Below are 14,578 nucleotides of genomic sequence, written 5' to 3'. Positions count from 1 at the left end.
GCGTACTCTGCTCCGCCGCCTCGGACGAGGACGTAACCGGGCACTTCGCCCGCTGAGCGTGGAGGGACAGAAACCCACCCGGTGAACCGACGGGCATCGGACTTACTCAGTCCGAACTCGTGGATCGGGCCGGGCTGAAGCAACCTGCGGCCGGCGAGGTTCGAGGCCGGGGGCACCATGTCGGCGATTCCGATGCTCGAGCGGTTGGCCGAGGCGCCGGAGTTGCGGCTGAGCGTCGAGTTTCATCGGTTGCCGGGCGCGGGGAGAAGGGTGGTTACTGTGCGGGTATGACTTTGTTGTTGCTGGCGTTGGCTATTGCGTGTGAGGTGACGGCGACTGTTTCGCTCAAGATCTCGGAGGGATTCACCAGGCTGGTTCCTTCGATCATCGTGGTGATCGGGTACGGGGCGGCGTTCTATTTTCTGTCGCAGGCTTTGAAGCGGGGGATGGCCATCGGGGTGGCGTATGGGATCTGGTCGGCGGTGGGGGTGGTGGCGGTGGCGACCATCGGAGCGTTGTTCCTGGACGAGGGGATCACGGCGGTGCAGATCGGGGGGATCGTGCTGGTGATCGCGGGGGTGCTGGCGCTGGAACTCGGTGGGGCGCACTGACTATGACGGCTTCCGCTGTCGTCAATCCTGCACGCGCACCAGGTATCCGGCGTCCGCGAGGGTGGTGAGCATCTCGTCGCGGTGGGCGGGGCCGCGGGTTTCGAGGGTGAGCAGCACCTCGACCTCGTCGATGGCGAGCCAGGCGCCGGTGCGGGAGTGGACCACGTCCAGGACGCTGGCGCCGGTGCGGCCGAGCTCGGCGAGCAGGCGGGACAGACTGCCGGGACGGTCGGAGATGGTGACGCGGGCGGCGAGGTAGCGGCCGGCGGCGCTGAGGCCGTGGCCGATGACGCGGGTCAGCAGCAGCGGGTCGATATTGCCGCCGGAGAGGACGGCGCAGACCGGGCCCTCCAGCGCGAGTTCGGCTGGGCTGCAGGCCATCAGCGCCGCGACGCCCGCCGCGCCCGCGGGTTCGACGATCAGCTTGGCCCGCTCCATGCACAGCAGCAGCGCCTTGGACAGCGCGTCCTCGTCGACGGTGACGATGGTGGGCGCGCTGTCCACGATGTGCTCGAACGGCACCTCTCCGGGCCGGCCCACCGCGATGCCGTCGGCCATGGTGGACATCTGTTCCAGCGCCACCGGCTTCCCGGCCGCGAGCGAGGCGGGCCAGGCGGCGGCCTCGGCGGCCTGCACACCGATCACCCGGACGTGCGGCTTCAGCCGCTGCACCGCCGCGGCCACCCCCGCGAGCAGGCCCCCGCCGCCCGTCGGCACCAGCACCGTGCCGACATCCGGGAGCTGGTCGAGGATTTCGAGCCCGACCGTCGCCTGCCCGGCCACGATGTCGATGTGATCGAACGGATGCACCAGCGTCGCCCCCGTGCGTTCCGCGAAATCCCGTGCGGCGGCGAGGGATTGGTCGATGGTGTCGCCCACCTGGTGCACGGTCGCGCCGTAGGCCCTGGTGGCCACCAGTTTCGGCAGCGCCGCACCCACCGGCATGAACACCGTGGCGTCGATCCCGAGCGAGGTCGCCGCCCACGCCACCCCCTGCGCGTGATTGCCCGCGCTGGCCGCCACCACCCCGTGCGCCCGCTCGGCCGCGGACAGATTGGCGATCCGGTTGTAGGCGCCGCGCGGCTTGAACGATCCCGTGCGCTGCAGGTTCTCGCACTTCAGCCAGACCTCGTGCCCGATGCGCTCCGACAGCACCCGCGAGGCCACCACGGGAGTCCGCCGGATCACCGGTGTCAGCAGGGTCGCCGCCGCTTCGATCCGCGCCATGAGCTCCATGCGGGCCATGTTGCCAGGTATTCACGCGCCTGTCGTTCGCGAAAGATATATGGATCACGCAATAACCCGGAAACCGAAAAGCAATCCACGGGGAACGGCTCGTTCCTACCTTGAGCCCACCATCATCGGCTTTCGGATCGGATACACCCCATGACCGACATCGTCACCCCCGCGTCGGCGGGCGCGGAGCCCGCCGCGGCGACACCCGCTCCAGACTACGACCCCAGGCTCACCAATGACGATCTCGCCCCCCTGAAGAAACAGACCTGGGGCTCGTACCACATCTTCGCCTTCTGGATGTCGGATGTGCACAGCGTCGGCGGATACGTCACGGCGGGCAGCCTTTTCGCCCTCGGCCTGGCCGGCTGGCAGGTGCTGGCCGCACTGCTCATCGGCATCACGATCGTATATTTCCTGTGCAATCTGGTGGCCGCGCCCAGCCAGCGGGCGGGCGTGCCGTATCCGGTCATGTGCCGCAGCGCCTTCGGCGTGAAGGGCGCGAACATCCCGGCCATCATCCGCGGCCTGATCGCGGTGGCCTGGTACGGGATTCAGACCTACCTGGCCTCGGCGGCGCTGATCGTGGTGGCGGTCAAGCTCTTCCCGAGCCTGGCGCCGTACGCGAAGTCCGGCGACTACGGTTTCCTCGGCCTGTCGCTGCTGGGCTGGTGCGCCTACCTGGTGCTGTGGGTGGTGCAGGCGGCCGTGTTCTGGCAGGGCATGGAGTCCATCCGCAAATTCATCGACTTCTGCGGTCCCGCCGTGTATGTCGTCATGTTCCTCCTGTGCGGCTACCTGATCTACAAGGCCGGCTGGAGCGCCATCGACCTGCAGCTGGGCGCGGTGAAGTACCACGGCTGGGACGCGCTGCCCGTGGTCCTGGGCGCGATCGCGCTGGTGGTGTCCTACTTCTGCGGGCCGATGCTGAACTTCGGTGACTTCTCCCGCTACAGCAAGTCCATGGCGGCGGTGAAGCGCGGCAACCTGCTCGGCCTGCCGGTCAACTTCCTGGCGTTCTCGCTGCTCGTGGTGGTCACCGCGTCGCTGACCATCCCGGTGTACGGCGAGCTCATCACCGATCCGGTCGAGACCGTCTCGCGCATCGACTCCACCTTCGCCATCGTGCTGGGCGCGCTGACCTTCACCATCGCCACCGTCGGCATCAATATCGTCGCCAACTTCATCTCCCCGGCCTTCGACTTCTCGCACGTGAGCCCGCAGAAGATCAGCTGGCGCATGGGCGGGATGATCGCCGCGGTCGGGTCGGTGCTGATCACGCCGTGGAACCTGTACAACAACCCGGACGTCATCCACTACACCCTCGAGGTGCTGGGCGCGTTCATCGGCCCGCTGTTCGGGGTGCTCATCGCCGACTACTACCTGGTGCGCAAGCGGACCATCGTGGTGGACGACCTGTTCACCATGGCCGAGCGCGGAAAGTACTGGTACCGCAACGGGTTCAATCCGGTCGCGGTGATCGCCACCGTGATCGGCGCCATCGCGGCGGTGTTCCCGGTGCTGGCCAAGGACGTCTACGGCATGCACACCGCGGCCCAGTACAGCTGGTTCATCGGGTGCGGTCTGGCGCTGGTCATCTACTACGCGCTGGCCATACGCACGACGCTCATGGCCGAAGCCTGAGGGGATATCCCTGGCAGCGATGCCGGTCGCTGCCAGGGATTTGCTGGACAAGTTATAGACCGTCTTCTGAAAATGTGTCCGGCGTAACATATTCCGCACGTATTCACGTATTAAAGCGCACAGCAGGAAAACCTGCTTTTCCCAATCGGAATAAGTACCGTTGGGCCCATGCAGCTCTCCCGGTTCACCGATCTCGGCTTGCGGTCGCTCATGCGCCTGGCGGTCAGCAGTGATGCCGAGGAAAGAGTCACCGTCAAACTCATTGCGCGACAGGTGAATGCTTCCGAAAACTACGTTGCCAAAGCCGTCTCCCGGCTCGCCGAACTGGGCTATGTCGAGTCCCAGCGCGGACGCAGCGGCGGGATCTTCCTGACCGAGGCGGGTAAAAAAACCACCATCGGCACTATTGTTCGGCACCTCGAATGTGATACCGAAGTCATCGAGTGTGGCGGCGACAATCCGTGCCCATTGGCGAATGCGTGCCGTTTGCGGGGTGTCCTCGCCACCGCGCAGAACGCCTTCTACGCCGAACTCGATCGGTACGTCCTGTCCGATCTGGTGGATCAGCGCACCGTGGAGCTGCTGTATATGCCGGTATTCCCGGCGGCTTCACTCATCGACACCTAGGAGACCTCATGAGGCTCGCGCCGGATTCCACGCTGAACACATTCCCCGAGCTGGCTGAATCCACTACCCAAGGTCTTGGGGCCGAGCACGCCGAGGTGATTCGCGCGACCCTGCCCCTGGTGGCCGCGCACATCGACCAGATCACCCCGCTGTTCTACACCAAGATGTTCGCCGCCCACCCGGAGCTGCTGCGCGATCGCTTCAACCGCGGCAACCAGCATCAGGGCGCACAGCAGAGGGCGCTCGCCGCCTCCATCGCCGTGTTCGCCACCCACCTCGTCGACCCCGGCCTGCCGCACCCGCAGGAACTGCTGGCCCGTATCGGCCACAAGCACGCCTCGCTGGGCGTCACCGAGCCCGAATACCGCATCGTCCACGAGCATCTGTTCGCCGCCATCGTCGAGGTGCTGGGCGCGGACGTGGTGACCCCGGAGATCGCCGCGGCCTGGGATCGCGTGTACTGGCTGATGGCCACCACGCTCATCGATTTCGAGCGGGAGCTCTACGACGCCGCGGGCGTCGCGCCCGGCGACGTGTTCCGCGAGACCCGGGTGGCGCAGCGCATCGACGACCCGTCGGGTGCGGCCACCTTCGTGGTGGAGTCCGCCGATCCGTCCGAACCGCTGCCGGGATTCGTTCCGGGGCAGTACATCTCGGTCGGCGCGCGACTGCCCGACGGCGCCCGCCAGCTGCGTCAGTACAGCCTGATCAATCGCGGCGGCGACGGCCGGCTCGCCTTCACCGTGCGCAAGGTGCCCGCCGACGCGGACACGCCGGCCGGTGAGGTCTCGAACTGGCTGCACGACACCGTCGGCGCGGGCGACACCCTCGAAATCACGCTGCCCTTCGGCGATCTCACCATCGACACCGAGGCCACCACGCCGGTCGTGCTCATCTCCGCGGGCATCGGCGTCACCCCGATGGCGGGAATCCTGGAATACCTGGCGGCCGAAACCCCCACGCGCCGGACTGTCATCCTGCACGCCGACCGCTCCACCACCGCGCACCCGCTGCGCGAGACAGTCGACGAGCTCGCCCACAGGTTGGCGGACGTGTACTTCCGCGCCTGGTACGAGGCCGACGGCCACGGGCTGCTGGACGTCACCAAGGTCCATCTGCCCGAGGACGCGGACTACTACCTGTGCGGTGGCACCGGCTTCCTGCAGTACGTCCGCGCCGAGCTCATGTCCGCCGGAATCCCTTCGGACCGAGTCCATTTCGAGCTCTTCGCGCCGAACGACTGGTTGCTCGACGCCGATCAGCAGCCGGCCCTCGCCTGATCGCGGGCGGCAATCGACCCCTGGCCGCGATCGACCGGTTAGCCGTGCGCCGCGATGGTCCGCAGCACTCCGCTCAGCCACGGGGTATAGCGCGCGGGTTCCGCCGCCACGTTCTCGGCGAGGGTGTCCGGCCGGATCCACGCGGTGTCGGCGACCTCGTCCGGATTCGGGTGCGGCGATGTGTCCTCCAGCCGGCCGATCAGGACGTGATCGAATTCGAACTCGACGCGGCCGGTGTTCGGATCGGTGGCCTGGTAGGTGAAGGTGCCGGCCTCCGACAGCTCGGCGCTGATACCGAGTTCCTCGTGCAGCCGTTTGGCGGCCGCCTCCATCACCGCCTGTCCCGGCGCCGGATGCCCGCAGCAGGTGTTGGTCCACAGCAGCGGGAAGCGCGTCTTCACGCCCGCCCGCTGCTGCAGCAGCACCCGGCCGGCGGCATCGAACAGCAGCACCGAGAAGGCCCGATGCAGCCGCCCGGGCGCGGTGTGGGCGGCTGCCACCGACAGCGAGCCCTGCGCCCGGCCCTGCTCGTCGACCAGTTCGACGAGCAGGGTCTCACGGTCCACCACCGGGGTGGTGTCGGATGCGTCGAGGGTGCCGGTCACCTAACCACCTTATCGGCGGTGATCATCAGGTACTGGAAGCTGCCCTCCTTGTAGGAGGTCAGGAAGGGTTTCTCGACGCCGGTCGCGAGTTCGGACCGGGTGCGCAGCTCCCAGTACGGGATGGTCGCGGGGGTGAGGTCGGTGACCGCGATGGGGACCAGGCCGTTGGCGGCCAGCGCCTGGAAGTAGCGGCTGCGCGGATGGATATTGCAGCCGTAGTGCGCGTCGATCCAGCTCACCGAGGCCGAGCGGGCGCCGAACACGTCATTGGAGCAGCCCGTGATGCAGACGTAGCGGCCGCCCGGCTCGAGCAGGCGGGAGAACTCCGCGAACAACTCGAAAAGGTCTACGTACATGGTGGTTTCATTGGTCCAGATGCCGCGCCGGGAGCCGGAGTCGAAACCGGTGTCGAGCATGTTCTTGAAGTGGAAGCGCACCTTGTCGGAGACGCCGCGCTCGCGGGCCTGCTCATTGGCGAAACCCACCTGGTATTCGGAGATGGTGACGCCGTCCACCTCGCAGCCGAAGCGCTGGTTGGCCATGAAGCTGGTGCCGCCGCGCCCGGACCCGCCGTCCATGAGCCGGTCGCCGGGGCGGACGTCGCCGAGCTGGTCGAGCAGGCCGTCGGCCTGCGCGGTCTCCAGGCGGTGCAGTTCCTTGACGATCCGTTCCTGCCGGGTCTCCTCGGGGCCTTCCAGGACCGACAGATCCGGCTCGCCGATGCCGTAGTGATGGTGATAGAGCCCGTCCACCTCGCCGAGCTTGGTGTTGACGCGATCGTCATTGGGATTGTTGTTCCAGTAGGACGCGACCGACTTCTGGTACTCGGTCTTCAGCACGGCATCCGGCCGGGGGTGGAGCGCGGTCATGGCAGGTCATCCTCTCGAATGGGTGATATGACGCTGGAAGTACTGCGCGCATCGAAGGGTGAGGTGAATCACGGGGTTTCGTTGTAGCGGCGGCTGTCCGCGTGCCAGGCCCGGTTGCCGCCCATCCAGGCCCACAGGCCGGTCAGGAAGCGGCGCAGCTCCGGGGAGCCGGTGGCGGCGAGGGCACCCGCCTCGGCCTCGAAGCGGTGCACCAGTTCGTCGTGGACCTCGGCGGTGCGCTGGACGGCCTGGCGGCGGGAGCACTGCTCCTCGGCGGCGAGCACGGTGGGGAGGTTGAATTCCCGTCCGCCGGAGAGGTCTTCGCGCGCCATGGAGTAGAGGTCGTTGACCATCTGGCTGGCCAGCGCGGCGGTGGTGACCACCCGCCGCACCCGCGGATCGGTGTACTCCGCGGCCGGCACCTCGTAGCCGCCGACCGCGTCGATCGGAGCCATACAGGGCAGGAAGCTGTGCGGTTGCCGGTTCAGCAGGTATTCCCAGACCGGTGGCATGCGGCCCGCCGCGCGCCACCCGGCCTCGGCGCCCAGAGCGATGAACCAGCCCGCGATCTCGGTGCGCAGCCGCGCCACCTGGGTCGGGGTGGCGAATCGCGACAGGTGCTCGAAGGAGGTCCGGAATGCCCGCAGAATCGGATCGCGCTGCATGGCCTCCTCCACCTTGACCTGGTACCGCGGTGGCAGGTGCACGGGATCCATGGCGGCGGCGGCCAATTCGAGCCGCGGCCCGAGCTCGGCCTCCGCGCTGGACCTGCTGCCGTCCGGCGCGATATCGCTGGCGTCCTCCTCGCAGTAGTAGTCGTCCACCGACCACTCCGACACCGCGCACTTGGCCGCCGCCAGCAAGCGATCCGCGTCATCGCAATCCGGATGCGCCAGCATGATCAGCCGCCCGAAGTCGGCCTTCCGCAGATCATCCAGCCGCCCCTCGTACAGCCCGATCTCCTCGGCCCAGGCGATGATCCCGAAATTCACCGCCTCCGCCAGCGCCGGATTGTCCCGCACCGGCGGCGGACAGTAGAGCGCCGGAACAGCCGCCCCCTGCGCCCGCCGCACCGATCCGGTCCCGATGCCACTCGGGCCATGCGAAACCCGCTTGGCCCCAGTGGAACTCGCGGCCTCGGATGCCACGGCCGACATGGCGGAGATTCCGGTGGGGCCGTTCGCAACCCGCCGCGCCGTCGGGCCGGGCGAGCTCTGTTCCGCGGCATGGGTTTCGGCCGGGAGGGAGGGAAGGCGGCCGGAGCCCAGGGTGCGGGGGATGGGGCGGAGGGGTTGGGCGAGTGGAGAGGTCGGGGGTCCGGGAGTCGGCACCGCGCCGCCGGCAGGCGACGGCGGACGCGATGCCTGTCCCGCGAGCTCCGTGATCACCTGGGGGGTGGGTAGGTTCACGCGGAGGCTCGGGGCCCCGAGGCCGGAGGGGCCGAGCAGCCGTCGGGGGGAGTGCGCCTCGGCGGCGTCGGAGGCGCCGAGGCGGGGATCATCACCGAGGGCGGCAATGGATTCCAGGGCGGAGCGGGCTTCGGTTGCCGTGAGCAGGGTTTGGGGCGCGGTGGTGTCGAGGTTGGTCAGCAGGGCGGCGACGGCCGCCGCCACCTCATGGGTGGCAGGCGGGGCCGCGGCGCGTGAGAGCACCGACATGATGGGACACCTCGCTCAGTCGGACTGACGGGCGACCAGCACATTGTCGAGAATGCCGAGCGCGTCGGGGACCAGGACGGCGGCCGAGTAGTAGCAGCTGACCAGGTAGGAGATGATCGACTGATCGTCGATGCCCTTGAACCGGACGTTCAGGCTGGGCTCGTACTCGTCCGGGATTCCGGTCTGGTGCAAGCCGATCACGCCCTGGTCCTTCTCGCCGGTGCGCATGGCGAGAATCGACGTGGTCTGGGTGCCGCTGACCGGGATCTTGCCGCACGGGAAGATCGGCACCCCGCGCCAGGCGGGCACGCGGTGGCCGTCCACCTCCACCGGGTCGGGATAGATTCCGCGCTTGGAGCATTCGCGCCCGAACGCGGCAATCGCCTTGGGGTGCGCCAGGAACAGCTTGGTGCTGCGGCGCATGGAGAGCAGCTCGTCCATATCGTCCGGAGTCGGCGCGCCGGACTCGGTGTAGATGCGCTGTTTCAGGTCACAGTTGTTGAGCAGGCCGAAGTCCGGATTGTTGACCAGGTCGTACTCGCGGCGCTCGTAGAGGGCCTCGATGGTCAGGCGCAGCTGCTGTTCGATCTGATCCATCGGGTCGTTGAACAGGTCGGCGACACGGGTGTGCACGCGCAGCACCGACTGGGCCAGGCTGAGTTCGTATTCGCGGGGCTGATCGTCGTAGTCGACGTAGGTGCCCTCGAGCATGGGCTCCCCGGAGTGGCCGGAGGAGATGACGATCTCGGCCTCGCCGTACTTGTTCTGTGGCAGCGCCGGGGCGTGTGCCACGGCGGAAAGGTGTTCCGCCAGTACCGGAATGTTCTCGGTCAGCTGGTTCACGGTGGAGCGGGCGAGCACCAGCATGGTGGTGGGCGTGACCGTCTTGATGGTGACCGGCCAGATGGCGTCCGGATCGGTGAGGGTCTGATCGCCGAAGTAGTCGCCGCCGCCCAGCATGCCCAGCTTGGTGGTCTCGCCGTACTCGCCGGTGCCGATCTTGGAGAGCTTGCCGTGCACGATCAGCAGCACCTGGTCCATGGGGTTGCCGAACTCGGCGACCACGGTGCCGGCGGGCAGATCCCGCTGTTCGAAGCGGCCGGCCACGGTGGCCAGGATCTCCTCGTCCGCGAAGCCGCGCAGCTGCGGCAGCTCCTGCAGTTCGAGCGGGATGACCCGGGCGTGCGGGCCATTGATGACGTACTCCACCTCGCCGTTGCCGACGGTGTGCGTGAGGCGCCGGTTGACACGGTAGATACCGCCCTTCACCTGGCTCCACGGCAGCGAACGGGTCAGCCAGCGGGAGCTGATGCCCTGCATTTGCGGTTCGGATTTGGTGGTGTGTGCCAGCTGGTGGGCGGCAGCGGTACTGAGGGACTTGCGCTGGCCGTTTTCGGTCTGAAGGGGCATTTCGATGGTCATGCTGCGGTCCTCACCTCGAAGGGCCACCGCGACGGGAGGCGGTGGAGTCCACGGCGAAACAGCAGACCCGAGCGGGGCCTGCGTGAATTAGTCAAGTGAGTGAAATGACAAGCGCGACAGTGCGATTCCAGCGATTCCGATGGTAGAGCCCCGGATCACGCGACGTGCCGAAATGCCAAAACATGATGCCTGGAATGTTGCTGTATCCCGTAAACCCCGAACGGCCGGTTTGCTTTGACGCGGGCCCGGATCGCTCCGCCACGCGTAGCCCGCATGGTGCTGGTCACAGCGCCAGCGCAGTAGGGTGGACGTATGGCAAGCTCATCGCGACGCGTCGGGGCGGGTGACGCTGGTCAAGGCCAGGAAATGTCTGGGAGAGAAGCCGTGAAATTCAATACGAGGTCCGTGGTGGGTCCGATCGAGCGACTCGTCGCGACCGCACAGAACGGGCTCGAGGTGATCCGGTTCGGGGGACTGGTTCACGACATCGAATCGTCGCCGTACGAGGTGGTGGAGCGGAAGCGGATGTACCGCCTGCGCCACTATTTCCCCGACGACACCGGGGCGGAGCGTCCGGTGGTGGTGCTGGTGCCGCCCATTATGGTGACCGCCGAGATCTGGGACGTGAATGCCGCCGACGGGGCGGTCGGCATTCTGCACCAGGGCGGAATAGATTGCTGGGTGGTCGATTTCGGCTCACCGGCCACCGAAGAGGGCGGCTGGGACCGGGATCTGGCCGACCACGTGCTGGCGGTCTCGAGCGCTATCGACACCGTCACCGAAATCACCGGCCGCGCGGTGCATCTCATGGGGTACTCGCAGGGCGGCATGTTCGCCTACCAGACCGCGGCCTACCGCTACGGCAAGGGCGTCGAGTCCATCGTGACCTTCGGCAGCCCGGTCGACGCCGTCGCGGGCATGCCCTTCGGCCTGCCGCACGGGCTGGTCTCCGACGCCGCCGACTTCCTCACCGATCACGTGCTGAACCGGTTGCCCATCACCGATTCCATGGTGCGCCTGGGCTTCCAGGCCCTGGACCCGGTCAAGACCGCCCGCGCCCGCATCGACTTCCTGCGGCAGCTGCACAATCGTGAGGCGCTGCTGCCCAAGGAGCGTCAGCGCCGCTTCCTCGAGGTCGACGGCTGGCTCGGCTACCCCGGTCCCGCGCTCACCGACCTGCTCCAGCAGTTCGTCAAGCACAATCGAATGATGCTGGGCGGCTTCGTGATCCGCGATCAGCTCATCTCGCTGGCGGAGATCAAGTGCCCGATCCTGGCCTTCGTCGGCGAGGTCGACGACATCGGCCAGCCCGCCGCCGTGCGCGGCATCGTGCACGCCGCGCCCAATGCCGACGTGTACGAGACCTGCATTGTGGCCGGGCATTTCGGACTGGTGTCGGGCTCTACCGCCACCAAGCAGACCTGGCCCGTGGTGCGCGACTGGGTCAACTACCTCAGCGGCCGTGGCGAACTGCCCGAGCAGGTCCAGCGCATGAGCACCGAGGTGGTCCGCAATGGCCCGCGCACCGGGCTCACCCGGGTCGTGCACGCCCTCGGCACGCTGGCCGAGGCCGGCACCAGCGTCGGCAAGACCATCGAGGGCGTGGCCGGGCAGACGCTGCGCGGTACGGTCGAACTCACCAGCGAGGCCGCCCGCGCGCTGCCCCGGCTGACCCGGCTGGGCATGATCCAGCCGCACACCCGAATCTCGCTGGGCCGCTTGGTTGCCGAGCAGGCGCGGCGCGCGCCGCAGCGCGATCTGTTCGTGTTCGACGACCGCGTGCACACCCAGGAGGCGGTCAACGAGCGCATCGACAATGTGGTGCGCGGGCTGATCTCCGTCGGCGTGCGGCCGGCCACCCGGGTCGGCGTGGTCATGGAGACCCGGCCGAGCGCACTGGCCTCCATCGCCGCGCTGTCGCGGCTGGGCGCGGTCGCGGTGCTGCTGGCGCCGGGGAGCGAACTCTCCAAGGTCGCGGACCTGACCGGGACCAGGCTGCTCATCGCCGATCCGGAGAACCTCGCCAGCGCGGCCGCCACCGGTCACCGGGTGCTGGTGCTCGGCGGCGGCAATTCCCGTGTCCTCGACATTCCGCCGGGCGCCGATGTGGTCGACCTGGAACAGATCGACCCGGCGCAGGTGGAGCTGCCCGCCTGGTACCGGCCGGATCCGGGCCTGGCGCGCGAGCTGGCCTTCATCCTGGTCACCGGCACAGGCGACAAGTTCGACGTCAAGCAGGTCACCAATCACCGCTGGGCGCTGTCGGCCTTCGGCACCGCGTCGGCGGCGGACCTGGGCCGACACGACACCGTGTACTGCCTTGCGCCGCTGTACCATTCGTCCGGATTGCTGGTGAGTCTGGGTGGCGCGGTGGCCGGCGGCAGCCGCATCGCGCTGGCCCGCTCGCTGGAGCCGGCGCGGTTCGCCGAGGAGGTGCACCGCTACGGCGTCACCGTGGTCACCTACACCTGGACCATGCTGCGCGACATCCTCGACGCCGACACCTTCGCCGACGGGCATGCGCACCCGATCCGCCTGTTCATCGGCTCCGGCATGCCGGCGGGCCTGTGGCGGCGCACCGAGGAGCGCTTCGCGCCCGCCAAGGTGCTGGAGTTCTACGCCTCCATCGAGGGAGATGTGGTGCTGGCCAACGTCTCCGGCGCCAAGATCGGCTCCAAGGGCCGTCCGGTGCCGGGCACCGCCAAGGTCGAACTCATCGCCTACGACCCGTTGACCGACGAAATCCTGGTCGGCGACAACGGTTTCGCGCGGCGCTGCGCCGACAACGAGGTGGGGCTGCTCATCGGCACCGTCTCCGACCTCGTCGACCTCTCCGCGGGCGGACTCCGGGGCGTCTTCGCCCCCGGCGACGCCTGGATGCCCACCGAGAACCTCTTCCGCCGCGACAGCGACGGCGACTATTGGCTCATGGACCGCCGCGACACCGTCATCCCGACGCCGCGCGGCCCGGTCTACACCCAGCCGATCGTCGACGTGCTGAACGACATCACCGCCGTCGACATGGAGGTCGCCTTCGGCCTCCCCGCCGGGGACCGCATCCTCGCGGTCGCCGCGGTGAGCATCCGCGCGGGCTTCGGCCTGGCTCCCAAGGATGTGACCGAGGCGGTCCGGGCCTTGGCCCCCGACCAGCGCCCCGACATCGTCTATGTCGTGGACGACATCCCCCGCAGCTCCACCTACCGTCCCTCGACGCGGGCGGTGCAGGCCGCCGGCCGCGCCGAACCCGACGACCGCACCTGGTGGTACAACCGCACCACCGAGGCCTACGAGGTCCTCACCCCCGACCTCGCCGCGCGCCTGTTCGGCTGATCGCCTCGAACGCGCCCCCGCCACCGTGTCGTACCGGAGAAGACACGGCAGGGCCGGGGCGCGTTCGCATTTCGCCTGCGATCCACCGAATTGACCGAATGGTAATTTTCGAGCATGCGATCGGATGTCGGAGGTGGGAGCGGAGCCGTGAAGCGGGTCGGCACGGCGGGGACCAAGGGGGTGCCGCGAGCCGAGCGGGAGGCGCAGATCCTCGATGTGGCAGCGGCGGAGATCGCGCGGGTCGGGTACGCGGGGCTGTCGCCGGCCGTGGTGGCGGCGGGGGCCGGGGTATCGAAACCGTTGGTGTACGGGTATTTCGGGTCCAAGGATGGCCTGTACGTGGCCTGCGTGGAGCGAATTGAATTGACCGATTGGTAACTTACGGATTGGTCAATTCGTGGAGGTTCGATGCTTTCGCAGGTCTGGCATGAGATCAATACGCCGCTGCTCTATGCGATCCCGGTCTTTCTGTTGTGTATCGCAGTGGAGATGGCGTCGCTGCGGGATGCCGATGCGACCGGGTATCTGGCACGCGACACCCGCACCAGCCTGAGCATGGGGTTGGGCTCGATCGTGTCGTCGTTCGTGTTCAAGACGGCCAGCCTGGTGGTGTTCGTCCTGATGTGGACCTATCTCGCGCCCTGGCACCTTCCGACCGGCGCCTGGTGGAGCTGGGTGCTGCTGATGGTGGTCCTCGACCTGCTCTACTACCTCAACCACCGCTTCTCTCACCGCGTCCGTATCGGCTGGGCGGCCCACCAGGCCCATCACTCGAGCGAGTACTTCAACTTCGGAACCGCCCTGCGGCAGAAGTGGAATCCGTGGTCCGAGGTCATCTTCTGGGCGCCCCTGCCGCTGCTGGGCTTCGCTCCCTGGACGATCTACATCGCCTTCATCCTCAACCAGATCTATCAGTTCTTCACCCACACCGAGACCATCGGAAAGCTCTGGGCTCCCATCGAATTCGTCTTCAACACCCCGTCGCACCACCGTGTCCACCACGGCAGGGATCCCGAATACCTCGACAAGAACTACGCGGGCATCCTCATGATCTGGGACCGCATGTTCGGGACCTTCCAGCCCGAAATGCACCGCCCCACCTACGGTCTCACCAAATCGGTCGGCACCTACAACCTCCTGAAGCTGCAATACCACGAGTACGGCAACATCGTCCGGGACGTCCGCACCGCCGACGGCTACCGCAACAAACTCGGCTACATCTTCGCCCCGCCCGGCTGGCAGCCCCCGGAACTGCGCGACCAGCCCGCCTGAACCAGCACGCACGAAAGCCCGGTCGTG

The 14,578-nt window shown here is 67.7% G+C and carries 11 protein-coding genes and 1 pseudogene; 7 read left to right on the top strand and 5 right to left on the bottom strand.

Going from position 1 to position 14,578, the window contains the following annotated elements; genetic code table 11:
* Nucleotides 1–287 precede the first annotated feature (287 nt).
* Nucleotides 288–611, top strand: a complete 324-nt coding sequence (locus tag ACFXKA_RS34850; RefSeq protein WP_354848473.1) for a multidrug efflux SMR transporter — start codon at nucleotides 288–290, stop codon at nucleotides 609–611.
* 21 nt (nucleotides 612–632) lie between these two features.
* Here the strand turns inward: ACFXKA_RS34850 and ilvA are convergent, their stop codons facing one another.
* Nucleotides 633–1,847, bottom strand: a complete 1,215-nt coding sequence (gene ilvA / locus ACFXKA_RS34845) for a threonine ammonia-lyase (RefSeq protein ID WP_379430557.1) — start codon at nucleotides 1,845–1,847, stop codon at nucleotides 633–635.
* A gap of 150 nt (nucleotides 1,848–1,997) precedes the next feature.
* Here ilvA and ACFXKA_RS34840 point away from each other — a divergent pair, with 150 nt between their 5' ends.
* The 3 genes from ACFXKA_RS34840 to ACFXKA_RS34830 all read left to right on the top strand — a co-directional run bounded on the left by ACFXKA_RS34840 (nucleotide 1,998) and on the right by ACFXKA_RS34830 (nucleotide 5,395).
* On the top strand, nucleotides 1,998–3,488 hold the full coding sequence (locus ACFXKA_RS34840) for an NCS1 family nucleobase:cation symporter-1 (RefSeq protein ID WP_379430556.1): 1,491 nt from the start codon (nucleotides 1,998–2,000) through the stop codon (nucleotides 3,486–3,488).
* Nucleotides 3,489–3,656: 168 nt separating this feature from the next.
* Nucleotides 3,657–4,115: an RrF2 family transcriptional regulator gene (locus tag ACFXKA_RS34835; RefSeq protein WP_379430555.1), complete on the top strand. Its 459-nt coding sequence runs from the start codon at nucleotides 3,657–3,659 to the stop codon at nucleotides 4,113–4,115.
* A gap of 8 nt (nucleotides 4,116–4,123) precedes the next feature.
* On the top strand, nucleotides 4,124–5,395 hold the full coding sequence (locus ACFXKA_RS34830) for a globin domain-containing protein (protein ID WP_379430554.1): 1,272 nt from the start codon (nucleotides 4,124–4,126) through the stop codon (nucleotides 5,393–5,395).
* 38 nt (nucleotides 5,396–5,433) lie between these two features.
* Here the strand turns inward: ACFXKA_RS34830 and idi are convergent, their stop codons facing one another.
* The 4 genes from idi to ACFXKA_RS34810 form a co-directional block, all read right to left on the bottom strand.
* Nucleotides 5,434–6,000 (bottom strand): isopentenyl-diphosphate Delta-isomerase, encoded by a 567-nt coding sequence (idi, locus tag ACFXKA_RS34825; RefSeq protein ID WP_379430553.1) that lies wholly within the window; start codon nucleotides 5,998–6,000, stop codon nucleotides 5,434–5,436.
* Nucleotides 5,997–6,869, bottom strand: a complete 873-nt coding sequence (locus ACFXKA_RS34820) for a geranyl diphosphate 2-C-methyltransferase (protein WP_379430552.1) — start codon at nucleotides 6,867–6,869, stop codon at nucleotides 5,997–5,999. Before ACFXKA_RS34820 ends, idi begins: the two co-directional genes overlap by 4 nt.
* A 68-nt stretch (nucleotides 6,870–6,937) precedes the next feature.
* Nucleotides 6,938–8,527 (bottom strand): family 2 encapsulin nanocompartment cargo protein terpene cyclase, encoded by a 1,590-nt coding sequence (locus ACFXKA_RS34815; protein ID WP_379430551.1) that lies wholly within the window; start codon nucleotides 8,525–8,527, stop codon nucleotides 6,938–6,940.
* A 15-nt stretch (nucleotides 8,528–8,542) separates the two neighbouring features.
* On the bottom strand, nucleotides 8,543–9,949 hold the full coding sequence (locus tag ACFXKA_RS34810) for a family 2B encapsulin nanocompartment shell protein (RefSeq protein ID WP_379430550.1): 1,407 nt from the start codon (nucleotides 9,947–9,949) through the stop codon (nucleotides 8,543–8,545).
* 366 nt (nucleotides 9,950–10,315) lie between these two features.
* Here ACFXKA_RS34810 and ACFXKA_RS34805 point away from each other — a divergent pair, with 366 nt between their 5' ends.
* From ACFXKA_RS34805 to ACFXKA_RS34795, 3 genes and pseudogenes are all read left to right on the top strand, one after another.
* Entirely contained in the window at nucleotides 10,316–13,279 is a 2,964-nt protein-coding gene (locus ACFXKA_RS34805; RefSeq protein WP_354848447.1) for an AMP-binding protein, read from the top strand.
* 114 nt (nucleotides 13,280–13,393) lie between these two features.
* Nucleotides 13,394–13,648, top strand: a pseudogene (locus tag ACFXKA_RS34800) (TetR/AcrR family transcriptional regulator); the annotation flags it as partial.
* 39 nt (nucleotides 13,649–13,687) lie between these two features.
* Entirely contained in the window at nucleotides 13,688–14,551 is an 864-nt protein-coding gene (locus tag ACFXKA_RS34795; protein ID WP_379430549.1) for a sterol desaturase family protein, read from the top strand.
* The last annotated feature ends 27 nt before the right edge of the window (nucleotides 14,552–14,578 follow it).

The sequence above is a fragment of the Nocardia sp. NPDC059228 genome (assembly GCF_042754245.1).
Taxonomy (GTDB): Bacteria; Actinomycetota; Actinomycetes; order Mycobacteriales; family Mycobacteriaceae; genus Nocardia.
The sequence above is the reverse complement of the archived record's forward strand: the minus strand, read 5'-3'. Positions and strand labels throughout refer to the sequence as shown.

What these genes read in the sequence shown, in the direction of transcription:
- ACFXKA_RS34850 (WP_354848473.1), top strand. Translation starts at nt 288, where the DNA reads ATGACTTTGTTGTTGCTGGCGTTGGCTATTGCGTGTGAGGTGACGGCG.
- ilvA (WP_379430557.1), bottom strand. Translation starts at nt 1,847, where the DNA reads ATGGAGCTCATGGCGCGGATCGAAGCGGCGGCGACCCTGCTGACACCG.
- ACFXKA_RS34840 (WP_379430556.1), top strand. Translation starts at nt 1,998, where the DNA reads ATGACCGACATCGTCACCCCCGCGTCGGCGGGCGCGGAGCCCGCCGCG.
- ACFXKA_RS34835 (WP_379430555.1), top strand. Translation starts at nt 3,657, where the DNA reads ATGCAGCTCTCCCGGTTCACCGATCTCGGCTTGCGGTCGCTCATGCGC.
- ACFXKA_RS34830 (WP_379430554.1), top strand. Translation starts at nt 4,124, where the DNA reads ATGAGGCTCGCGCCGGATTCCACGCTGAACACATTCCCCGAGCTGGCT.
- ACFXKA_RS34820 (WP_379430552.1), bottom strand. Translation starts at nt 6,869, where the DNA reads ATGACCGCGCTCCACCCCCGGCCGGATGCCGTGCTGAAGACCGAGTAC.
- ACFXKA_RS34815 (WP_379430551.1), bottom strand. Translation starts at nt 8,527, where the DNA reads ATGTCGGTGCTCTCACGCGCCGCGGCCCCGCCTGCCACCCATGAGGTG.
- ACFXKA_RS34810 (WP_379430550.1), bottom strand. Translation starts at nt 9,949, where the DNA reads ATGACCATCGAAATGCCCCTTCAGACCGAAAACGGCCAGCGCAAGTCC.
- ACFXKA_RS34805 (WP_354848447.1), top strand. Translation starts at nt 10,316, where the DNA reads ATGTCTGGGAGAGAAGCCGTGAAATTCAATACGAGGTCCGTGGTGGGT.
- ACFXKA_RS34795 (WP_379430549.1), top strand. Translation starts at nt 13,688, where the DNA reads ATGCTTTCGCAGGTCTGGCATGAGATCAATACGCCGCTGCTCTATGCG.